Genomic DNA, 22,288 nt, shown 5'->3' with positions numbered 1-22,288 from the left:
TTGAGCTTACGTGACTGGAGTTAAGAAGTGTGCTCTTACTATGTATGTGTGCGTTCGAGCAGGCGGAGGCCGAAGGCCGCCTCCCGGCGTTCGAGCGCGCCGAGGCCGAAGACCGCCTCCCGGCCCCGTCCGACGGCTGACGGCGACCGTCCCGTCCGGCGGCTAACGGCCACCGCCGGGGCGGTGGCCGGCGATCCGGTGGTTCAGGCGACCTTGGAAGAGCTCGCCGTCCAGGTGTTACAGGCGCCCGGCTTGCCGGACTTGTAGCCCTTCTCGAGCCAGGAGAGCCGGTTGGCGGTCTTGCCCTGGTACCTGTTCTTCCAGAACTCCGGAACCTTGGCGACGGGCTTCCAGTCCTTGACCTGCCGCCCCAGGGCCTTCGCCGACACGCCCACGAAGCAGTCGATCTGCAGGTAGTAGCGGCGGTTCTGCTCGTTCATGATGGCCGCGTCGGCGTCGTTCTCGAGCCCCCACCAGGCCTTCCCGATGCCGGTCTGCCCGGTCACGACCCCGCCCCACGTCCTGGCGATGGAGGTGAACACCGTGAGGTCGTTCTTGACCTTGATCCAGTCGTCGGCCAGCCGGACGCGGATGACCGTGGCGCAGACCTCGGAGAACGAGCCGGAGACGTCCATGCCGGTGGAGCAGGACTCCTTCTCGTCCGGGCCCTTGAACTCCACCTTCACCGGGACGAAGTCCTTGATGGCCGGCTTCCAGGCCGTGTTCAGGCAGGCGACGAGCTTGGTGACGTACTTCCTGGTCGACGCGGCGCTCGTGCCCTTGTCCAGCTTGCAGGCGGCCTTGGGCAGCGCGGCCGCCTTGTAGAGATCGTTGTTGGTGAGCTCGGGGGCACCCTTGACCGGCGTGGCGAGCGCCGTACCGGACAGGAGCGCCAGGCCGGCGGCCGTCCCGGCTAATAGACGAATGATCATAAAGGTGAATATTAGGGGGGTGAGATCACCAAGGGTCTCCGCTTTGACGAAGGGCCGGACTGATGAGCGAGGTCACCCCCGAGCTGGTCGTGGACAGTGCCCTACCGCTGCAGCCGGCGATCTCCCCTGACGGCCGCCGGGTCGCCTACACGGTCACCACGATCGGGCGAAAGGGAGAGCACCCGAGCGGTGCGATCTGGGTCGCCGCGACCGACGGGAGCTCGTCGCCCAGGAAACTGACCGCCGGTACGGCGAAGGACTTCCTCCCACGCTGGGCGCCGGACTCGGCCTCGCTGCTCGTCGCGACCGGCGAGGGCGGGACCGCAGAGGCGGGGCTCGGCGGCAGCTGCGGCTGGGAGGGCGCCGGCCCGCACCCGCACGACCGGGTCAGCCCCATCTCGTACGCCTCACGGATCCGCACCCCCGTGCTGATCCTGCACGGCGAGGACGACACGAACGTGCCGCTCGGCCAGTCCGTGTACTTCCACCGGGCCCTGCGGCGGTTCGGCGTCGAGCACCAGTTCGTCGTCTATCCCGGGGAAGGACACTCCATCCAGGACCGCGACCACCAGCTCGACCTGCTCCGCCGCACCCGTGCGTGTGACCTGCTGCGCTGGAACCCCGCCGACGACGCGGGCGCCGAATCACTGCGCGCCAAGGTGCCGCTCCAGCAGCGCAACGCCGCCAACGCCGCCACTCAGCGCAACCCGGCGCTGCCCGCCGGCACCCAGCTGCTTACCCTGGCCGGCGACTACGGCAACGCCTTCTTCGAGAGCCACCCCTACACCAACGAGTTCAGCCAGTACCTGTTCAACTACTGGCAGTACGCCGACTTCTACGGCTCCTGGCACGGCATGCCCACCCAGGGAGTCCCGGTGAACTACTATGACCCGGCCGCCGACTGGCGGGAGAAGTGGTTCGAGTTCGGGATGCTCAACCTGCCCAACCCCGGCTACACCAACGCCGCCCACGCCAACGGGGTGCGCTCGCTGGGCTGCATCTTCTTCTCTGACAACGACCGCGGCGACCAGACCTACTCCGAGCTGCTGGTCCGCGACGCCGCCGGCGGCTTCCCCGTGGCCGCCAAGCTGATCCAGGTCGCCAAGTTCTACGGCTTCGACGGCTACTTCGTCAACCAGGAGGCGCGGGTCGCCCCGGCGGACATCCCGGTGTACAAGCAGTTCCTGAAGCAGCTGCGCGACGGCGGCATCTACGTGCAGTGGTACGACTCCATCGACAACTCCACGGGCGCCATCTCGTACCAGAACGAGTTCAACGCGGTGAACGGCCCGTTCGTGCGCGACTCTCGGCTCGGCGACGTGTCCGACTCCATCTTCCTCAACTACTGGTGGAACCGGACCAAACTCACCAACTCCAAGAGCTACGCCGCCGGTCTCGGCCTGGACTCCCGCAAGAGCGTCTTCGCCGGGGTCGAGGCCGGGCAGTACCAGTTCAACCAGCCGTACAACCTCGAGGACAACCTCGACGCCGCCGGCGCGCCGATGAACGCCATCGCCACGCTCGGCGCCGACTTCGTCTCCTCCGACTACGCGAACAAGACCGACGACGCCGCGCAGCGGGACGTCTTCGACCGGGAGCGCCGCTGGTGGACCGGCTCCTCGGCCGGCGCCCCCACCCCCGAGGGCACCTGGAAGGGGATCTCCAAGTACGTCGCCGAGCGCTCCGTCATCGGCGGCACCACGTTCGCCACCTCCTTCAACACCGGCCACGGCCTGTCCACCTGGACCAAGGGCCGGCTGTCGAACCCGAAGGAGTGGGGCAACATCAACCTCCAGGACATCCCGGTCACCTGGCAGTGGTGGATCGACGCGGCCGGGACGCCGCTCAGCGCCGACTTCGACTACGGCCCCGCGTACACGCCGGCGAGCCGGTTCTCGTACCAGAAGATCGGCGCCTACAACGGCGGCAGCTCGCTCGTGCTCAGCGGCACGCTCGACGGCGACAACACCGTACGGCTCTACAAGACGGACCTGCAGGTCGCCAAGGGCTCGACCCTCGACCTGACCTACACCAAGCCCTCGGCCAGCGACGACTCCGAGCTGCGGCTCGGCCTCGTGCTCGCCTCCGACCCCGCCAAGGTGGTCCAGCTGCCGCTGGCCGGCTCGGGCCGACGCACCACGGGCTGGACCACGCGGTCAGTGGACCTGTCGGCGTACGCCGGCCGGCGCGTCGCCGCGCTCGGCCTGGTCGTCGCCGCCGGCGCCCGCCCGATCCAGGGGTACCAGGTCAACCTCGGCGCGCTGGCCCTGCGCGACGGCAAGGACCGCACCCCCGCGGCGCCGCAGGACCTGCGCATCACCCAGCTGCTGCCCGAGACCGGCGAGCTGTTCCTGGCCTGGAAGAGCGCCGGGTACGACAAGGTGCGCCGGTACGACGTCTACCTCGACGACACCTACCTCGGCGGGATCTACGACGACGTCTACTACGTCAAGCGCTTCACGGCCACGTCGGGGACGATCAGGCTGGTGGCGGTCGGCCCGGACGGGTCCGAGAGCCCGGCCGCGACCACCTCGTTCGACCTGGCCACGGCGCCGGCCAAGGTGAAGGCGTCGGCCAAGCCGGACGGCACGCTGACCGCCTCCTGGACTCCCCCGGCGAACGGCCGGCCCGTCACGCTGAAGGTCCAGAGCCTCGACACGTCCCGCCCGTACAGCAAGGAGGTCGAGCTGCCCGGGACCAGCACGGGCATGACGCTGACCGGGGTGCCCGTCAACGGCGACGGCTACCTGCTCACCCTGCGGGCGGGGCCTGGCACGGCCACCGCCGTGCGCGGGAAGTTCGCCGACACCGAGATCGCGCCCTACCCGGCGTCGGCGGTGAAGATCAGCGGGAACACGTTCACCTTCTCCCGGCCGACCCTTGCGGACTGGCACACCCTGACCGTCCTTGAGAACGGCCAGGCGAAGTCGTTCGCGACGACGTACGGGTCGGGCGCCAAGCCGTACATCATCCGCGGCCGCACCACCCGGGCGGCCGAGACCGTGACCATGTCCAGCGCCGGTGGCAAGGTGGTCGCGGTGCTGGAGGACTACGCCGGCAACAAGGCGACGACGGTGCTGCGCGGCAACTGATCACAGGGCGCCGCGGCCCTTCGCGGCGCCCCTCACCACAACGCCCACACCGCTCGGGAACGGTGACGCAGCCACCGCCCAGCGTGCTGGCCGCCTTCGGGCTGGCCACACCCGTCCACCCGCTCGCCGGCGGCCGGGGACGGAGCTTCCGGGCCGGCGACGCGGTCGTGAAACCCGTTGACGACGCGGAAGAGGCCGAATGGTCCGCGCGGATGTTCGCGGGCCTGTCCCCCACCGCCGGTTTCCCGGGTCCCCGGCCGGCCTCACCGAGACCGAGCAAGCCGCCCTGGCCGCCCGGCGAACCCCGTGGCGGCGCCGGAAATTGAGCGGCGGGCCCCGGATCAGGAGGGATAGGGTTGCCCGCGTGATTTCCTCCCGGCTCGGCGCATACCGATCATCCCAGGCAGGCCCCGTGGGCGATGCGCGCTGACGCGCGGCCGGTGAGCCGGTCGCTGTGGCGCGACCGTGACTTCCTGATCTTCTGGTGTGCCCAGACGCTGTCCGTGGCGGGCGACTCGTTCGCGCTCATCGCGGTGCCCCTCCTCATCCTCGACGTCACCGGCTCCGTCGCCCAGATGGGGCTGCTCACCGGCGTGTCGGGGGCGGCGTCGGTGGCGGCCGGGGTGTTCGCGGGGGTGCTCGCCGACCGGTTCGACCGGCGCCGGCTGCTCATCGCCTGCGACGTCATCCGGCTCGTGCTGTACGTGACGATCCCGGTGGCCTGGGCGTTCGGCCAGCACGTCTGGCTCCTGTACGCGGTGCTGCCGCTGGCCGCCGCCGTGGGCATGGTCTTCCAGGTCACGTACGTGGCCGCGGTCCGCGGCCTGGCCGGCGAGAAGCGCGTCACCGAGGCCAACAGCATGCTGTACGCCACGGCCGCCGCGGCGGGCATCCTCGGTCCCACCCTGGCCGGGGTGGTCAGCGGCCACCTGGGCCCGACCGCCGCGATCGCCATCAACGCCGCCAGCTTCGGGCTGTCCGCGCTCGGCGTCCTGCTGACCCACGCCTCCCGGTACGCCGTCGAGACCGTCGAGCCGGTGGAGCCCGCGCCCGGCCGGCGGCCGTGGCGGGAGCTGCTGGCCGGGGCGGAGTTCCTGCTCCGGCACCCGGTGCTGCGCACCCTGACCATCCTGCTGTCGTTCTTCATCTTCATGACGCTCGGGCTGACGGACATCGTCATCTACCGGCTCAAGCACGACCTCGGCCAGCCCGATTCCGTGGTGGGCGTCGTGCTGGGGGTCGGGGCGGTCGGCACGATGGCCGGTTCGGCGCTGGTGGCCCGGATGCGGCGGATTCTCGGGTTCGGACCGTTGTGGATCGGGGCGCAGATCGTGTCAGGCCTGGCCATCCTCAGCCTCGGGCTCGCCGGCTCCGTGTGGGGCGTGGCCGCCATCATGGCCCTCTACCTGGCGTGCGTGAGCCTGGCCGGCATCAACTCCATGTCGCTGCGGCAGCAGGTCACACCCCCTCACCTGCTGGGCCGGGTGACGTCGGCGTTCTGGACGATCCACTTCTCGCTCGGGCCGGTGGGCGCGGCCGCGCTCGGCTGGGGCGCCGCGCACTACGGCGCGACGACGGTGTTCGTCGTCGCGGGGGCCTCCTGCCTGCTGCTGGCGCTGATCGCGCTGGCCACCCCGGTACGCCAGCGCCACCCCGAGAAGGCATGAGGTCACGCCCATGACGAAGGACGGCACCGCCGGCGTCGCGGCATGGCTGTGGCGCGAGGTGGATCCCGGCGACTGGTCCGGCGCGGCGCTGCGACCGGCGGCCGAGGGGCGCGGCCGGCTGATGCCGGTGCCGGTGGCGGAGGAGCGCGGCCGGCTGGTCCCGGTGGCGGAGCATGAGCGGCGGTACGCGGGCGATCGTGAATATCGGGGCCTGACCGTCCCCCTCTCCCTGGATGGGGAACCGGCCGCCGCGTTCCGGCGGCACGCCGAGGCGGTGGAGGCCGCGATCGGCCCGGCCGACAGCGTCGGCAGCCACGGCCAGACCGGCCCCTGGTACGACCCGTCGCCGGACTGGGGAGCCCCTTTCCTGCGCTGGCGGCGGCCCGGCACCGAATCGCTGGAACTACGTGCCACCGCGACCGGCGCGGAGCTCTCCCTGCAGCCGACAGAACCTTACGAGGAGTGGCGGCGGGCCACGTTCGAGTGGAGCGAGCCGTCGCAGTCGCCGGGTGGATTCGTCATCGAATATCTGACCCCCGCCAACGAGGGGCTGAGCACGCCGGGCGGGTGGCGGGTGCCCCGGTGGGCGGCGCTGCCGCCGCTGCTGGGGGCGTTCCTGCGCACGCTGCCCGCCGAGACCGGCGCGATCGGCAGGAACGTGAGCGTCACCCTGTTCGCGGGAACCCGCTCCGTCCTCGCCATCCGCTCCGCCGGACGGCTCACCGTCGAGGGCTGGTTCAAGCACTTCTCGCCGGGCGCGGAACAGGGCTGGTCACAGCGGGCCGAGCGGACCGTGCGCTCCTGGACGCTCGACGCGGGCGGCCCCGGCGAGGTGGACGGCGAACGGCTGGCGCGGCACCTCGTCGACGTCCTCAAGGCGGAGAAGGTGTCCTCCCCGGCGAGGCTGAGCAAGCACGTGCACGGCCCGGAGGGCGCGCACACGGTGCTGCTCGGCCTCGGCTTCTGACTCGCGGGCGGCGTGCAAGTGCGCGGCTGTATCGAGCGCGAACGCGGCGCTGCATCCGGCCCATGTCGGGCCGATCCGCGAGGCAGGCGGCGCGCTGGAAAGCGATTGCTGAGGCTGCCTGATCACCCCTAGGGTGGCGGGCATGTCCCTGTTGACCTACGACCGGATGCGGGCCGAGATCGCCGGGCAGACCGAGCTGCTGCGATCGCTCATCAAGAACGCGGACATGAAGACGCCCGTTCCCACCTGCCCTGGGTGGTCTCTGGGGCAGTTGCTGCGGCACGTCGGCGAGGCCCATCGCTGGATGGGGACGGTCGTGGCGTCGCGGTCCGTGGAGCCGGTCTCCGACGAGCGGATCAACGACCTCGACGCGTACACGGACGAGGTGGCGGCCGAGCTCGATCCCTGGCTCGGGGAGGGCGCGGAGCGGCTGGTGGAGGCGTTGCGCGGGGCCGAGGGGCCCGTGTGGACGCCGCAGGGGCTGGACACGCCGGCGTTCTGGGCGCGGCGGGCGCTGTTCGAGACCGTGCTGCACCGGGCCGACGCCGCGCTCGCCCTGGGCGCCGGCTTCGAGGTCGACGACGAGGTCGCCATCGAAGGGCTGGAGGAGTGGCTGGGGTTCAGCTGCGTGCCGGAGGCGTACGAGGGGCATGGGCTGCTCGGCCCGGGACGGGCGCTGAGCTTCAACGGCGAGTGGCTGGTCGACCTCGGCGGGGACGCGCCCTTCTGGAGGCGCGGGCAGGGGGACGCCTCGGTGACGGTTCGCGGGCCGGTGAGTGAGCTGCTCCTGTTCGTCTACCGGCGCCCCGCGCCGAAGGTCGAGGTCTCCGGGGATGCGGCGCTGCTCGGGCGGTGGCTGGAGCGGTCCGGGTTCTGGCTGGAGGAGGAGGACGGCTGAGTCCGGCCCCATGAGCAGTCCCAGCCTGGACGAACGCCTGGCCGGCATCGGGATCACCGGCCTCGAACCGCTGGGGCGGGGCCTGGAGTTCTCCGTCTTCCGCGGCCGGCCGGGCGACGGCGGGCCGCCGGTCGCCGTCCGCGTCGGCGAGCGCCGCTTCGACTCCAACGCCAACGACCCTCTGGTCGACACCCGCGCCCTGCTGCGCCAGGAGTACCGGCTCACCCGCCTGCTGGGCGACCACGGGCTGCCCGTGCCCGAGCCGGTCGCCCTCGTCCTCGCCGAGACCCCGGACGAGCCGGACCTCCTGATCAGCCGCTACGTGGAGGACGACGGATCCGAGCTGGACGGCTTCCTGCTCGGCGAGCTCCTGGCGCGCCTCCACGCGGTCCCGCTGCCCGGACCGCGACCCGTCGCCGCCGAACACCTGACGGCGCCCCGGCTCGTGGTCGGCAGGATCCTGCGCCGCTGGCGGGAGATCGCCCGCCTCAGGGACGGCTGGCCGCCGCCCCCCGCCCCCGGACGGCTGCTCCCGATCGCCGCGCCGCTCGGCCGTGGCTCCCTGCTCCACCTGGACGTCCGCAGGGCGAACGTCCGCTGCCACCAGGGCCGGGTACGCGCCCTCCTCGACTGGTCGAACGCCCTGCACGCCCACCCCGCCCTGGAGTTCGGGCGCCTGGGAGAGTTCGCCAGGCTCCCGGAGAACCAGCTCGACCTCGAGGCGTTGCGCGCCGGCTACGCGCGCCACGCCGAGCCCCCGCCCGACGCCGGGCCGCTCGCGCTGCTGTGCCGGCTGGACGCGGCGGTGATGCTCGCCCTCGTCTTCCTCTCCGAGTCACCCGACCCCGCCCGCGCGGACACCGCCGTGGAACGGGTCCTCGAGCTGGCCGCGCCGTGAGGTCAGGCGGCCGGGTCGTCCCCGATGACCGGGGCAGTATGGGTGTCCACGTCCACGGCAGAGCGGGCGACGATCTCGCCGTCGCTGACCAGGGCGATGTGCAGCCGGCCGCTCGTCGAGCCGTCCGGCAGCGCGGCGCCGACCTCGGCGGGGCCGCTGAGCAGGAACGGCTTGGCCTCGACCCAGGGGCCCGCCGCGCCGAAGGCGTCAGGGGCGGGGCCGAACACCGGGGTCCAGGCGGTGTGCAGGTGGCCGTTGACCGGCTCGCTCCCGTGGTGCGAGACGCGGACGGGCACGGTGACCTCGCGCGACTCGCTCAGCAGGTCGCGGCCGGGCGCGACGGGGACGACGTCCAGCACGAGCGTGGTGGTGGCGTTCACGTCGGCGGGGCGCACGCCGGCCAGGTCCTTGGCGCGGCGTTCGAAGTCCAGCAGGCCCGCGGACTCGTGCTCGACGTCGTACAGCTCGGTGTAGACGTAGCCGGCCAGGCGGTCGTGGCGGCGCAGCTCCTGGGTCTGCCAGCGCAGGTGCCAGGCCCGCTCGACGCAGGTGAAGCCGCCGCCGTACTCGCTGTTGAGGTTGGGCAGCCCGCGCAGCGGCTGTGACGGGGATCCGGCCAGCTTCTTGCGCACGACGTAGTCAGGGCCGAGCCGGACGGGGAAGTCGTCCTGCTCGCCGTCCATCAGCGCGGCCACCGTCCGGCCCCAGGAGGCGGCGGACTCGTCGTAGTAGTGCCAGTCGAGCAGGTCCGTCTTCACGTGGGTCCAGCCGGAGTTGTCCACGGCCGGCCTGCTCGGGTCGAGGGCCTTGAGCAGCTCGTACGCCCGCGCCGCCGCCTGCTGCCTGGCCGGGTCGCCCGGGATGTCCCAGTCCAGGCCCCATTCCTCGTTGTACAGGCCCCAGATGACGATCGCGGGCGAGTCGCCGTCGCGCTCCACCATCGGCGCGATCTGCTCCTCGAACGCGCTCACCGACTCCGCCGAGAAGCGGCCGGTCGAGGCGGGCTCGGCCCACACCAGCATGCCGAGCACGTCGGCGTGGTGGACGAAGCGGGGATCCTCCAGCTTGAGGTGCTTGCGTACCAGGTTGTAGCCCGCCGCGGCGGCCAGCTCGATGTCGCGGCGCAGCGCGGCGTCGTCGGGGGCGGTGATGCCGGTGCGGGGCCAGTAGCCCTGGTCGAGCACGCCGCGCACGAACAGGCGGCGGCCGTTGAGATACAGGTCCTCGCCGATCACCTCGACGCGGCGCAGCCCGGTGTAGGCGGCGACCTCGTCGGTGCCGTCGGCCGAGGTCAGGCGGGCGTCCACGTGGTAGAGGTGCGGGTCGTCCGGGGACCAGAGCCGGGGCCCGGCGACGGGGAGCACCGCCCGCGCCACCCCCTCCACGACCGGGACCTCCACCGTCGCGTCCGTGCCGCGCAGGGTCAGGCGCAGCGCGGACTCCGACGGCCCCGCCACCCGGGCCTCCACCTCGATGGCGTCCAGCCCCGCCGACGGGCGCAGCTTCAGCCTGGCCAGGTGCGTGGCGGGCCGGGCCTCCAGCCAGACGCTCTGCCAGATCCCGGACGACGGGGTGAAGCAGACGCCGTCGTAGTCGTCGCGCGGGATGCTGCGCTGCTTGCCGTGCGCGAGCTCCCGCTTGTCCAGCGGCGCGCAGACCCGTACCACGACCTCCTGCGGGCCGTCGCCGCGCAGCGCGTCGGTGATGTCGGCCTCGAACGGCGTGTAGCCGCCCCGGTGCGTGACCACCTCGACGTCGTTGACCCAGACCGTGGCCTCGTGGTGCACGGCCCCGAAGTGCAGCACGACCCGCTGACCCGCCCACCCGGCGGGGACGGTGACCGGGCGGCGGTACCAGGCCACGGGCAGCCAGTGGGCCTCGATGCCCGACGCGGGGGTCTCCCAGGCGAAGGGCACGGTGATGGTCCTGTTCCAGCCGGGCTCGGTGTCGGCCCGGAAGTCCCACTCGCCGTTCAGGCTCGACCAGGAGTGCGACCGGTCGAAGTGGGGGCGGGGGTATTCCATGGTGCTCTCTTCCATAAGGGTGAGGGTCAGCCCTTGACGCTGCCCGCGAGGATGCCGTTGATGAAGTGGCGCTGCAGCAGAACGAAGATCACCAGCAGCGGCAGCATGGCGATGCTGCCCGCGGCGAGCAGCTCGCCCCACACGGTGGCGAAGTCGGCGCCGATCCGGTTGCCGGTGACGTTCTGCGCGAGGGTGGACAGGACCACCTGGAGGGTCTGGTGCGAGGTGTCGTTGACGGCGACGACCGGCCAGACGAAGTCGTTGTAGACGTTCATGGTGGTCAGGACCGCGAGCGCGGCCAGCCCGGGACGGATCACGGGCAGCACGACCTTGGCGAAGATGCCGAACTCCCCCGCGCCGTCCACCCGGCCCGCGTCGATGAGCTCGTCCGGGATGGCGGCGATGGTCTGCCGCATCCAGAAGATGCTGAACGCGTCGATGCTGCCCGGCAGGATGAGCGCCTGGTACGTGTTCACCCAGCCGAGCGCGCTCATCTCCAGCAGCAGCGGGATGATCAGCACCAGCGTCGGCAGCATCAGCGTCAGCAGCACGACGCCGAACAGCAGGTTCTTGCCCGGGAAGGCGTACTTGGCGAAGGCGTACCCGGCCAGCGGGCAGAAGAACATCGTCATGGCGCCCCTGACCACCAGCACCAGCGCCGTGTTCGCGAACCCGGTGCCGATCGGCACGTCGGCGAACATGGCCCGGTAGTTGTCGAGCGTCAGCGCGCCGATCGAGAGGGGGTCGGCGATGATGTCGGCCGCCGGCTTGAGCGAGGAGCTGACCGCCCACCAGATCGGGTACAGGAACACGATCGCGAGCAGCGCCAGGACCGCGTACTGCAGGGGTCCGGGGCGGGTCTCGTTCATGACACCTCGTCTTTCGGCCGCAGCAGCCTGACCGACACCAGCGACAGGCCGAAGACCAGCAGGACCAGCAGGAACGAGTTCGCGGCGCCGGTGCCCAGGTCGGAGGCGGTGATGTGGTCGTACAGGTAGAGGCCCGCGGTGGTGGTGGAGCCGTACGGGCCGCCTTCGGTGACCACGAACGGCTCGGCGAACATCTGGAAGACGGCCAGGGTCTGCACGACCACCAGGAACGCCATGCTCCGCCGCACCAGCGGGACGGTGATCGACCAGAACTGGCGCCACCGGGAGGCGCCGTCGAGGGCGGCGGCCTCGTACACGCCTCCGGGGACGGCCTGGAGGCCGGCGAGCAGGATGATGATCGCGAACCCGGTGGTCTTCCACAGGAACAGCAGCGCCAGCGTCGGCTTGGACCACGTCGTGGACGTCAGCCAGCCCACGTCGGGCAGGCCCACCAGGTTGAGCAGATAGTTGACCAGGCCGTAGTCCTGGTCGAACACCACGATCCAGACCTGCGCCATGGCGACCAGCGGCGTCACGAACGGCGCGATGAACGCAACCCGGAACAGCCCGCGCAGCCGCAGCTTGGCGTTGGCCAGCAGCACCGCGCCGCCCAGCCCGGCCACGACCTGGATCGGCACGATCAGCAGCCACATGACGGCGCTGTTGCCGAGCGAGGCCCAGAAGTCCGGGCTGGTCAGCAGGTAGAGGTAGTTGTCCGCGCCGACCCAGTGGGCCGTGCCCGCGCCGCGCCAGCGCATGAAGCTGAGCTGGAGCGCGTAGATCAGCGGATAGATCCCGAACGCGGCGAAGACGAGGAAGAACGGGGCGATGAACAGGTACGGCGACAGCCGTGTGACCCTCATGAGCGGTCGATCAGGTTGCGCTGGATCTTCTCGGCCGACTCCGTGATCACCTGGTCGGGCGACATCTTGCCCTCGATCAGGCGCTGCACGTTGTTGCCGAGGTAGTCCACCGACTGGGCCCACCACCAGGGGATGGGCGCGGCGGCCGGGATGGTGCCCGCGGCCTCGACGGCGACCTTCCACAGGTCCTGGCCGCCGAGCGCCTCGATGGGCTTGAACAGCGGCTTGGCCGGGTCGAGCGCGGGGGTGAAGCTGGGGATCGAGGTGGACAGGCCGCCCGGGTAGACGGCGTTGGGGCCGTACACGGCGGTGTAGCCGGGCTCCTTGAAGCACAGGAACTCGTAGAGCAGCCAGGCCAGCTCGGGGTTTCTGGCCTTGGCGGGGATGACGAAGCTGCTGCCGCCCATGGCGCCGCTGCGCGCGCCGCCCGGGGTCCAGGCCGGCAGCGGCGCGGCCCGCCACTTGCCCTTGGTGGCCTTGAGCAGTTGCTGCGGCGCGAACGACCACCAGATGGCCCACGGCACGAACACCTGCTGCCCGCTGTCGAGCGTGTTGACGTCGGCGGGCTCCAGGTAGGGGGCGTGGGTGACCAGGCCGTCCTTGACCGCGCTGTCGATCCAGCCGAAGATCCGCCGGTATTCGGCGGAGTCCAGCCGCAGCTTGCCCCGGGCGTCGGTGAGGCTGGTGCCCTGCTGGTTGGCCAGCATCTCCAGCCAGAGCTGACTGAGGAACGGGGTCTTCTCCAGGTGGATCGGCCTGGTCCTGGGGTCCTTCTCCTTGACCGTCCGGGCGGCGGCGAGCAGGTCGTCGTACGTGGCCAGGCCCGCCGGATCCACTCCGGCGCTCTCCAGCACGTCCTCGCGGTACCAGAGCAGGCCGGGGTCGAGGTCCCACGGGACGCCGTAGATCTTGCCGTCCACGGTGTTCACGGACAGCTTGTACGGCGAGGTCTTGTCCCGGTACGGCGCGATGAGGTCGGTCAGGTCGTACAGGTGCTCGGCCTGCCCGCCGATCTTGGCGTCGTCCCAGAAGCTGCCGTCGGGCACGTCGGTGCCGCTGATGAGGGTGTTGGCCAGCTTCGCGTCGATGTCCACGGCCTGGTGGTTCACCTTGACGTTCGGGTACGCCTCGCGGAACTTGCCGATGGCCGCGTCGAACACCTTGAACAGGTCGCCCGACCGGTTCCAGACGGTGATCTCACCCTTGACCGACGACGCCGACGAGGCGGGCGCGGCCAGCTTGCTCGGCTGCGCGCTCGGGCCGCCCGGCGCGCACGCCGCCAGCGAACCGGCGGCGGCGATGCCCAGGGCGCCCTTGAGGAAACCGCGCCGGTCTATGAGGGGTGTGGACATTCTCTGACTCCTCGGCCTGGGCTCATGTTGGGGCTCTGCAACGATGCAGACATAATGCATACTTGTCTGCAACGATGCAAGAGCGGGTTTAGGATCTTCCGTGACAAGGCGATCTCATGCCGACTTCTGAGATCGCCACGCGGGAGCCTTCGGGTGTAGAGGAGACGCATGGCCGGTCCAACGCTGCGCGATGTCGCCAAACGGGCGAATGTATCGATTCGCACCGTGTCCAACGTGGTCAACGGTTACGCACCGGTGTCAGACGAGCTGCGTGCCCGGGTGCAGGCCGTGCTGGACGAGCTCGACTACCGTCCCAACCTCATCGCGCGCAATCTCAAGCAGGGGCGCACCGGGATGATCGCCCTGGTGGTGCCCGAGCTGGACGTGCCGTACTTCGCCGAGCTGGCTCGCGAGGTGATCACGGCGGCCCGCGCCCGCGGCTACGTGGTGATGGTCGACCAGACCGACGGCGACGGCGACCGGGAGCGCGAGCTGCTCGGGCGGGACTCGCGGGCCACGATGTTCGACGGGCTGCTGCTCAGCCCGCTGACGATCTCCGCCGAGGAGCTGCGCGGTCGCGCCAACCGGATCCCGATCGTGCTGCTCGGCGAGCACATCTTCAACGGCAGCTTCCACCACGTGGCCATCGACAACGTCGCCGCCGCCCGCGAGGCCACCACCCATCTGCTGGACCTGGGCCGCCGCCGGGTGGCCGCCATCGGCGACCAGCCGTACGCGACCGGCGAGACCGCCCAGCTCCGCACCGCCGGCTACCGCCAGGCGCATGCCCGCGCGGGCCTGGAGGTGGATGAGCGGCTCGTCGTCTCCACCCCGCACTTCCACCGGCGGCTGGGCGCCGAGGCCATGGAGCACCTGCTCGCCCTGCCCGAGCCGCCCGACGCGGTGTTCTGCTACAACGACCTGCTCGCCCTGGGTGCGATCAGGGCGCTGACCAGGGCCGGTCGCCGCGTCCCCGACGACGTGGCCGTGGTCGGCCTGGACGACATCGAGGAGGGCCAGTACAGCACGCCCAGCCTGACCACGATCGCCCCGGACAAGGGGGAGATCGCGCGCCGGGCGGTGAGCACGCTGATGGACACGATCAGCGGCTCGTCCGCCGCGCCCGCCGAGATCATCGTGCCGCACCGGCTGATCGTCAGGGAGAGCACCGCCGGCTGACCCGGGGCGCTCTAGCCGGACAGCTCGAGAGCGGCGTCGAGCAGGCTGCGGGTGTACTCGTGCCGGGGCGCCCCCAGCACGTCCGTCGCCTGCCCTTCCTCCACCACCACACCCTGGCGCATGACGGCGATCCGGTCGGCGATCTGGTGCACCACGCCGAGGTCGTGGGAGATGAAGAGCATCGCCAGATGGTGGCGCTCGCGCAGGTCGACCAGCAGCCGGAGGATCTGCGCCTGGACGGACACGTCCAGGGCGGACACCGCCTCGTCGCACACCAGCAGCCGGGGCCGGACCGCGAGCGCGCGGGCGATGCTGACCCGCTGGCACTGCCCGCCGGACAGTTCGGCCGCCCGCTGCCCGGCGACGCTCGCGTCGAGGCCGACGTCGTCGAGCAGGCGGTGCAGCGCGGCGGTGCGGTCGCCGGACGGCGCCGAACTCGGATGGGTGCGCCACGCCTCGTCGATGATCGCGGCGACGGTCATGCGCGGGCTGAGCGACGACCGCGGGTCCTGGAAGACCATCTGCGCGGCACGCTGCTGCGCCGTCGTCCGCCGCCCGACCGGCCCCAGGGCCACGCCGTCGAGCAGGACGGCGCCGGAGTCGGGCCGGACGAGGCCGACGATCGCGCGGGCCACCGTGGTCTTGCCCGATCCCGACTCCCCGACCACCCCCACGATCTCGTCGGGGGCCACGGTGAGGCTCACGCCGTCGACCGCGACGAAGTCCCCGGACCGGCGGGCGGCGCGCGGCCGGAACCACGCGGCACGCCGGCCGAAGCTGACCCGCAGGTCCCGCACCTCGAGCAGATCGACGCTCATCGCTGCAGCAGCTCCTCGGCGAAGTGGCACGCGGCCCACCGGCCGGGCGCGACGGTTCTGGTCTCCGGCTCCTCGGTGCGGCACCGCTCGCGGGCCAGCGGGCACCGGGGGTGGAAGGCGCACCCCGGCGGGCGGTTCGCCGGGGTGGCCGGCGTGCCCGGCAACGGGTGGGCCAGCGCGGTACGGGTCCGCACCGCGGGCACGCTGTCGACGAGTGCGCGGGTGTACGGGTGAGCCGGGCCGGCCAGCACCGCCTCGGTGGGGCCGCGCTCGGCGACCCGGCCCGCGTACATGACGACGACCTGGTGCGCGACGTGCGCCACCACCCGCAGGTCGTGGCTGACGAGGAGCATCGCCAGTCCCTCGTCCTGCTGGATGGAGCGCAGCAGGCGCAGGATGCGCGCCTGGACGGTCACGTCCAGCGCCGTGGTGGGCTCGTCGGCGAGCAGCAGCGCCGGGCTGCCCGCCAGCGCGAGGGCGATCATGGCCCGTTGCCGCATCCCGCCGGAGAACTCGTGCGGGTAGCCGCGCATCCTGCTGTCCGGTTCGGGGATCCCCGCCCGCTCGAGCAGTTCGAGCACCCGCCGGCGCACCTGGTCGCGGGGGCGGCCGGCGCGGCGGAGGATCTCGCCCACCTGGCGGGCGATCGTCTGGGTCGGGTTGAGCGCGGCCAGCGGGTCCTGGAAGATCATCGCGATCTCGTGGCCCCGCAGCCGGCGCCGGCGGGCGGGGCTCGCCTTCAGGAGGTCGTCGCCGCGCCAGCGCAGCTCCCCGCCGGTCGCCGCCCCTTCCGGGAGCAGGCCGATGACGGCGTTCGCGGTCATCGTCTTGCCGCTGCCCGACTCGCCGATGAGCCCGACCGTCGTCGCCGGCGGGATGTCGAACGTCACCCGGTCGACGACGCGGACCGGGCCGCGGGCGCCGGGCAGGTCGACGACCAGCCCGGCCACCTCGAGCAGGCCGTCCACCTCGACCGGCGCCTCGACCGGGGTCCGCATGCCGCTCATGAGCTGCTGACCCGCACGCCGGCGAAGTCCGGCAGCCCGTTCGGGTCCGGGGTGACGCCGGTGACGCGGTGGTTCCAGGCGTAGGCGTACTTGACCGCCATCGGGAACATGCCGACCGCGTCCTGCCAGATGATCTTGCTGGCCTCGCCGTACAGCTTGACCCGCTCGTCGCTGTCCGAGCTCGCCCCGGCGGCGGCGAGCAGCTTGTCGAGCTCGGGGTTGCAGTAGCCGTTGCGCTTGGCCGCGCAGGGGTAGAGCCGGCCGAGCGTGTTGGCCGCGTCGAACGTGGGGTTCGACAGCTGCTGGAAGTTGACGTCCCAGTTCAGGGCGAGCAGGTCCTTGGTGAACACCGCCTGCTCCTTCTCCAGCAGGTCCACCTGGACGCCGATCTTCTGCAGGTCGGAGACGATCGCCTGGTTGAACGGCCGGAACTCGGCGTTGGCGAACTGCAGCCGCAGCTTCGTGGAGAAGTCGAACTTGGCGTCGGTCAGCGCGGCCTTCGCCGCGGCCGGGTCGTAGCGGACGGGCTCCTGGGGAGCGTAGCCGAGCGTGACCGGCGAGACCGGGGCGTCGGCCAGGGTGCCCGTCTGCGGATAGAGCCGCTTGATGATGGTGGCGAAGTCGACCGCCTGCCACAGCGCCCGCCGCACCTTGGCATCCTTCAGCGCGGGCGTGGAGGAGTTGAACCACATGGTGAACACGGCGGTGCTCGGCACCGTCTCGACCTTGAGGGTGGAGTCGCGCTGCAGCTCCGCGAGCTGGTCGTCGGGGATGCCCCAGGCGAGGTCCACCTCGCCCGTCCGCAGCGCGGTCAGCCGGGCCGCGAGCTCGGGCATCTTGCGGATGGTCACCCGCTTGACCTGGGGCGCGCCGCCGTAGTGGTCGGGGTTCGGCACCAGCACGAGCGTCCCGGACGGGTCGAACTTCTCCACCTTGAACGGCCCCGACCCGACCGGGTGCTGGAAGAACGCCGGATTCTCGCCGGTCAGGCTGCCGGGCAGCACGTAGAAGATGGCGAGCTTGTACGGGACCGCCGCGTCCGGCTTCGGCGCCTTCAGCACGACCTCGGTGGGCGACGAGGCGGTCATCGTGTAACCGACGAAGTTGGCCGCGTTGGTGCTCTTGAGATCCATCATCCGCTTGAACGAGGCGACGACGTCGTCCGCGGTGACGGCCTTGCCGTCGCTGAACTTCACGCCCTGGCGCAGCGTGAACGTCCACTGCGAGGCGGAGCCGTCGGGCTTCCACGCGGTGGCGAGGTCGCCCTCCAGGGTGCCGTCCGGGCGGGGCCGTACCAGCCGGCTGAAGATCGCCTTGGAGGCCAGCTGCGTGCCGGTGGCGCTGCCGCCCGTGGGGCTGGCCGGGTCGAGGCTCTCGATCGCGTAGGTGCCGGCGACGTTGATCTCGCCGCCGGCGCCACCGCCGCCGCCCGTGCCGCCGCCGGTGGCGGCGCTGCAGCCGCCGAGCACGAGGGTCGCGGCGGCGATGAGGGAAAGTGCCGCGAGCCGCGGCCTACCTGAGGCAAGGGGTCTGGTCATGGACGTCTTCCCGCCTTCCGGGGATGGTTCTTCGGGGGGTGCTCGTGATGGAAGGGGTTATGTGCCGGTAGGACAACGGCCGCCGCAGTCACCTGAGGTGTCCGCGTCCGTATCTGGCGGTGAGCTGGTCGCCGAGGATCCCGATGTTGATGATCAGCAGCGACAGCGCGACGCCGGGCAGAGTGGAGATCCACCAGGCGGTTTCGAGATACTGCTTTCCGTTCGCGATGGTCTGGCCCCAGGACACCGACGAGCCGGGCAGGCCGATGCCGAGGAAGCTGAGCCCGGCCTCGGCCAGCACGACGAGGGCGAACTCCAGCGTCGCCAGGGCCACGACCGGGCCGACCGTGAGCGGCAGGATGTGCCGGACCAGGATGGACGCCGGCCGTACGCCGAGCACGCGGGCCGCGTCGATCCAGGCCCGCTCCCGCATCGACAGGGCGACCCCGCGGGTGACCCGCGCGAAGGAGATCCAGGCCGTCGCGGAGAGCGCGATCACCACCACCAGGACGCTGCGCTCGAAGGCGCCGGCGATCACGATGGTCAGCAGGATCGCCGGGAAGGCGAGCAGGATGTCGATGCCGCGCGCGAGCACCGTGTCCAGCCAGCCACGGAAGTAGCCGGCGACGATGCCGACGGTCACGCCGATCACGCAGCAGACGACGACCGTCGAGACACCGATGATCATCGACGTGCGGGCGCCGTAGACGATCTGCGCGAGGACGTCACGGCCGAGGCCGTCGGTGCCGAGCCAGGCGACGCCGCCCGACGCGAGCCGCGATCCCGGGCCGAGCAGCCGGTCGTCGAGGGAGACGCGCACGGGGTTGTAGTCGAGGACCAGCGGCCCCACCCCGGCGACCAGGATGTACAGGGTGAGGACGGCGTACGGGATCCGGCTGAGCCACCGGCCGCGCACCACGGGCCGGCGGACGGCGACGGCGGTCATGCCGCACCGTCCAGCTTGATACGCGGGTCGAGCTGGGAGTACAGCAGATCGGCGACGAGGTTGAACAGCATCACGATGCCCGCGATCAGAAACGTGGCCGCCTGCACGACCGCGTAGTCACGGTTGGAGACCGCGTCCACCACCAGCGTGCCGAGCCCCGGCCAGGCGAAGACGTTCTCGACCACGACCGCGCCGCCCATCAGGCCGCCCATGTGCAGCCCGACGATGGTCACCACGGGGATGAGGGAGTTGCGCAGCGCGTGGCCGAGCAGCACCTGCTGCTCGGTGAGCCCTTTGGAGCGGGCCGTCTGGATGTACGGCTCGCGCATCGTCTCCGCGACGCTGGTCCTGGTCAGGCGGGCCACGATGGCGGTGAACGGCAGCGCCAGCGTGACCGCCGGCAGGATCAGGTGAGCCGGCGAGCCCGCCCCGGCGCTGGGCAGCAGGCGGAAGGCCAGCGCGAAGACGAGGATCAGCATGATGCCCACCCAGAAGGTGGGGAACGACTGCAGGGCGATGGTGCCCGCGGTGACCAGCCGATCGACCGCGCCGCCCGGGCGCGCGCCGGCCAGCAGCCCGAGCACAAGGCCGAGGGCCACGGCGATGACGGTGGAGGCGAGCATCAGGTCGGCGGTCGCGGGCAGGCGCTCGAACACCTCCGACATCGCCGGCCGATCGAACCGGTAGGAGTCGCCGAACTGTAACCGGGCCACCTCGCCGAGGTAGCCGAGGTACTGGCTGAACACCGGCCGGTCGAGCCCGAGCTTCCCGGTGAGCTCGGCCACCTGCTCCCGGCTCGCGTCCGGGCCCAGCAGGATCGTGGCCGGATCGCCCGGGGCGACCCGGACGATGAGGAAGATGAGCGAGGCGGCGCCCCACATCACCAGCACGCCCACGAGCAGTCGTTTGGCGATGACCCGGATCATGTGGGCTTACCTGGTTCGGTCACTGCTGTCTCCTTGGTGGGGCCACGGTCGCGCCCGGCATGAGGGGGCACTCGACGTTCTCTCTGCGGGCCTCCGGCTCGGGTGCCTCCAGCAGCCGCACCAGCAGGTGGGTGGCCTGCCGGCCCATCTGCTCCCGTGGGACCACCAGGCCGGTCCAGGGGGTGTCGGTGCGGTGCGCGCCGGTGGAGTCGCCCAGCACGACGACGCTCAGGTCGTCCGGGACCGACATCCCGTGCCGTCGCGCGCACTCCAGGAGCTCCTCGGCCAGGAGGACCTGCTCGGCGACCACGGCGGTGATGCCGCCGTGGCGGATCTCGGCCAGGAGGCCCGCCACGTCGTCGGCGGATTCCAGCGTCCACACCGGGCCCGTGAGCCGCCTGGCCTCACCGGCGGGCATCGCCCGCCGGAAGCCCTTCTCCCGGTCCCGGCTGGGCTGGGCGTCGCCGTCACCGATGCGGGCGTACGCGACGCGCCTGTGCCCGAGCTCGAAGAGCCGTTCGGTGAGCTGCTGGGTCGCCGTGGCGTAGTCGGCCGCCACGTAGGAGACCGGCTCTCCCGACACCTCCCGGTGTCCCACGTAGACGAAGGGGAAGCCGGTGTCGCGCAGCCGCTGGATCTCCTCGACGTTCGGGTCACGCCCGAGCAGCAGCGCGCCGTCCGCGAGCGACAGCCGGGTGGAGCCGTCGCGGAAGACCTGCCGCTCGCCGCCGAGGCTGGTGAACAGCAGGAGGTCGTAGCCGAGCTCCGCCGCCGCCTGCTCCATGCCGAGCAGGAACGGGAAGTAGAAGTCGACGCTGGTCGTCGGGAAGACCGGCTCGAAGGTGAACACGCCGATGATCTTGTTCTGGCCGCCGGCGAGGGATCTCGCCGAGGCGTTGGCGACGTAACCCCACTCGCGGATCGCCGCCAGCACCCGCTCCCGGGTCGCCTGGCTGATCCGGACGTCGGAGTCCCGCTCGTTCAGCACCAGCGAGACGGTGGCCTGGCTGACCCCCGCGAGGCGCGCGATGTCGGCCTGGGTCGGCCTCCGCGGTCCGCGACTCATCCGAGCCTCCTGCTAATGCGCCTGACCCAACGAACGCAAAGTGTGACCCTCGCTTCTGTGAGGCGTCAATGGACCTGGGCGAAAAAGAACGCGAGAAACAAGAGCGAATTACTAATACCCATTAGCATCTAGCGTCCCGCGTAGATCGCGGATACCGTCCGGAGCGTTTGCCGAGGGAGGTGCCATGGATACCGACCATCCGGTCACCGGCATGATCATCCCGCTCGTCACCGCGCTCGACCGGGGCGGGCGGCCCGACGCACCGGCCGTCCGGCGGCTGCTGGCCCACCTCGCGTCCGCCGGCGTCACCACGCTGATGCTGGCCGGCACCAACGGCGAGGGGCCGCTGCTGCCGGCCGACGCCGTCCGGGCGTACGCGGTGGAGGTGTCCGCCATGTGGCGCGACCTGGCCGGGGCGCCCGCCCGGGTCATGGTGGCCGCCGCCGGCACGGGCACCCGGGAGACCCTGCGGCGCATGGACCGCCTCGCGGAGCTCGACCTGGACGCCGTGGTCGTGCTCGCGCCGTCCTACTTCCGGCACACCGAGAGCGAGCTGCACGCGCACTTCCGCGACCTCGCCCGCCACGGCCGCCCCGTGGTCGTCTACAACAGCCCCGGGTACACCGGCAACCCCGTCCCCGTGTCCGTGATGCGCCGCCTGCTCGACGAGCCGGCCGTCATCGGGTTGAAGGACAGCTCGGGGGACGCCGCCCTGTTCGCCGAGTTCTGTGCCCTGGCCGGAGAACGCCCCGGCTTCCAGGTGGCCCAGGGTGCCGAACGGCAGCTCGCCGACGGGCTCCGCACGGGGGCCGCCGGGCTGGTGCCGGGGGTGGGCATGCTCGCGCCCGCGCTCTGCGTCGACCTGCTCAAGGCCGGCCGTGGCGGCGACCACGCCACCGCGGCGGCGCTGCAGCACGACGTCGACCGGCTGGCCGCGCTCTTCGGGGTCCGCCCCGGGGTCAGCGGCGTGGTCGTGATCAAGACCGCGCTCCACCTGCTGGGGCTCTGCCCGCCGCACGCCGCGGCGCCGTTCCTGCCTCTCACCGAAACCGAGCTCGCCGAGCTGCGCGCCGCGCTGGGCCGGATCCATGACCTCGTAGGACCACTCGACCCGCAATAGACCCGAGCACCCCCCAAGCTCCTGCCGAGGAGAGTCGCATGACCATGCCCATCAGCCGGCGGGCCTTCGCCCTCGGCGACTCGGGATAGGCGCTCCAGTATCCCCGCTCGGCGATGGCCGACAGCG

The 22,288-nt window shown here is 71.6% G+C and carries 19 protein-coding genes; 8 read left to right on the top strand and 11 right to left on the bottom strand.

All coding sequences use genetic code 11. The features are described 5' to 3' along the window. Positions 1–203: 203 nt before the first annotated feature. A complete protein-coding gene (locus ACWDX9_RS41460; RefSeq protein ID WP_449964532.1) occupies positions 204–932 on the bottom strand; it encodes a hypothetical protein in 729 nt (242 codons plus the stop codon). A 62-nt stretch (positions 933–994) separates the two neighbouring features. On the opposite strand from ACWDX9_RS41460, the gene ACWDX9_RS41455 reads away from it, so the two are divergent. From ACWDX9_RS41455 to ACWDX9_RS41430, 6 genes are all read left to right on the top strand, one after another. Further along, on the top strand, positions 995–4,024 hold the full coding sequence (locus ACWDX9_RS41455; protein ID WP_449964530.1) for an endo-beta-N-acetylglucosaminidase: 3,030 nt from the start codon (positions 995–997) through the stop codon (positions 4,022–4,024). 62 nt (positions 4,025–4,086) lie between these two features. Beyond that, complete coding sequence (locus ACWDX9_RS41450; protein WP_449964527.1) at positions 4,087–4,350, top strand: hypothetical protein; 264 nt, start codon at positions 4,087–4,089, stop codon at positions 4,348–4,350. 93 nt (positions 4,351–4,443) lie between these two features. Then, entirely contained in the window at positions 4,444–5,691 is a 1,248-nt protein-coding gene (locus ACWDX9_RS41445) for an MFS transporter (RefSeq protein WP_449964524.1), read from the top strand. A 10-nt stretch (positions 5,692–5,701) separates the two neighbouring features. Further along, positions 5,702–6,658 (top strand): hypothetical protein, encoded by a 957-nt coding sequence (locus ACWDX9_RS41440; protein WP_449964521.1) that lies wholly within the window; start codon positions 5,702–5,704, stop codon positions 6,656–6,658. A 142-nt stretch (positions 6,659–6,800) separates the two neighbouring features. Beyond that, positions 6,801–7,556 carry a maleylpyruvate isomerase family mycothiol-dependent enzyme gene (locus tag ACWDX9_RS41435; protein WP_449964519.1) on the top strand — a complete coding sequence of 252 codons (756 nt, stop codon included), beginning with the start codon at positions 6,801–6,803 and terminating at the stop codon, positions 7,554–7,556. A gap of 10 nt (positions 7,557–7,566) precedes the next feature. Continuing rightward, positions 7,567–8,454: a phosphotransferase family protein gene (locus ACWDX9_RS41430; protein WP_449964517.1), complete on the top strand. Its 888-nt coding sequence runs from the start codon at positions 7,567–7,569 to the stop codon at positions 8,452–8,454. 2 nt (positions 8,455–8,456) lie between these two features. Here ACWDX9_RS41430 and ACWDX9_RS41425 read toward each other — a convergent pair whose 3' ends face one another. Genes ACWDX9_RS41425 through ACWDX9_RS41410 form a run of 4 tightly spaced genes read right to left on the bottom strand, consistent with a single transcriptional unit; the run spans position 8,457 to position 13,562 of the window. Further along, positions 8,457–10,493: a glycoside hydrolase family 2 protein gene (locus ACWDX9_RS41425; protein ID WP_449964514.1), complete on the bottom strand. Its 2,037-nt coding sequence runs from the start codon at positions 10,491–10,493 to the stop codon at positions 8,457–8,459. Between the two features lie 11 nt (positions 10,494–10,504). Next, on the bottom strand, positions 10,505–11,347 hold the full coding sequence (locus tag ACWDX9_RS41420) for a carbohydrate ABC transporter permease (protein WP_449964511.1): 843 nt from the start codon (positions 11,345–11,347) through the stop codon (positions 10,505–10,507). Continuing rightward, positions 11,344–12,210: a carbohydrate ABC transporter permease gene (locus ACWDX9_RS41415; RefSeq protein ID WP_449964508.1), complete on the bottom strand. Its 867-nt coding sequence runs from the start codon at positions 12,208–12,210 to the stop codon at positions 11,344–11,346. The genes ACWDX9_RS41420 and ACWDX9_RS41415 overlap by 4 nt, the downstream gene beginning before the upstream one ends. Continuing rightward, entirely contained in the window at positions 12,207–13,562 is a 1,356-nt protein-coding gene (locus ACWDX9_RS41410; protein ID WP_449964506.1) for an extracellular solute-binding protein, read from the bottom strand. The genes ACWDX9_RS41415 and ACWDX9_RS41410 overlap by 4 nt, the downstream gene beginning before the upstream one ends. A gap of 168 nt (positions 13,563–13,730) precedes the next feature. Between ACWDX9_RS41410 and ACWDX9_RS41405 the strand changes: the two genes are divergently transcribed. After that, the gene (locus tag ACWDX9_RS41405) at positions 13,731–14,741 is read left to right on the top strand and encodes a LacI family DNA-binding transcriptional regulator (protein WP_449964503.1); all 1,011 of its coding nucleotides are present in this window, start codon (positions 13,731–13,733) and stop codon (positions 14,739–14,741) included. A gap of 11 nt (positions 14,742–14,752) precedes the next feature. Here ACWDX9_RS41405 and ACWDX9_RS41400 read toward each other — a convergent pair whose 3' ends face one another. The 6 genes from ACWDX9_RS41400 to ACWDX9_RS41375 all read right to left on the bottom strand — a co-directional run bounded on the left by ACWDX9_RS41400 (position 14,753) and on the right by ACWDX9_RS41375 (position 21,042). Further along, complete coding sequence (locus ACWDX9_RS41400; protein WP_449964501.1) at positions 14,753–15,559, bottom strand: ATP-binding cassette domain-containing protein; 807 nt, start codon at positions 15,557–15,559, stop codon at positions 14,753–14,755. After that, a complete protein-coding gene (locus ACWDX9_RS41395; protein ID WP_449964498.1) occupies positions 15,556–16,557 on the bottom strand; it encodes an ABC transporter ATP-binding protein in 1,002 nt (333 codons plus the stop codon). The genes ACWDX9_RS41400 and ACWDX9_RS41395 overlap by 4 nt, the downstream gene beginning before the upstream one ends. A 5-nt stretch (positions 16,558–16,562) precedes the next feature. Continuing rightward, complete coding sequence (locus tag ACWDX9_RS41390) at positions 16,563–18,104, bottom strand: ABC transporter substrate-binding protein (protein WP_449964496.1); 1,542 nt, start codon at positions 18,102–18,104, stop codon at positions 16,563–16,565. Positions 18,105–18,192: 88 nt separating this feature from the next. Next, positions 18,193–19,050, bottom strand: coding sequence for an ABC transporter permease (locus ACWDX9_RS41385; RefSeq protein WP_449964493.1), 858 nt, complete (start codon positions 19,048–19,050; stop codon positions 18,193–18,195). Continuing rightward, entirely contained in the window at positions 19,047–19,976 is a 930-nt protein-coding gene (locus ACWDX9_RS41380) for an ABC transporter permease (protein ID WP_449964490.1), read from the bottom strand. Before ACWDX9_RS41380 ends, ACWDX9_RS41385 begins: the two co-directional genes overlap by 4 nt. A 19-nt stretch (positions 19,977–19,995) precedes the next feature. Beyond that, complete coding sequence (locus ACWDX9_RS41375; RefSeq protein ID WP_449964488.1) at positions 19,996–21,042, bottom strand: LacI family DNA-binding transcriptional regulator; 1,047 nt, start codon at positions 21,040–21,042, stop codon at positions 19,996–19,998. 184 nt (positions 21,043–21,226) lie between these two features. Here ACWDX9_RS41375 and ACWDX9_RS41370 point away from each other — a divergent pair, with 184 nt between their 5' ends. Beyond that, complete coding sequence (locus tag ACWDX9_RS41370) at positions 21,227–22,162, top strand: dihydrodipicolinate synthase family protein (protein WP_449964486.1); 936 nt, start codon at positions 21,227–21,229, stop codon at positions 22,160–22,162. Positions 22,163–22,288: the final 126 nt, after the last annotated feature.

The sequence above is a fragment of the Nonomuraea sp. NPDC003201 genome (genome assembly GCF_053590415.1).
This window is presented reverse-complemented; position numbering and strand designations above follow the sequence as displayed.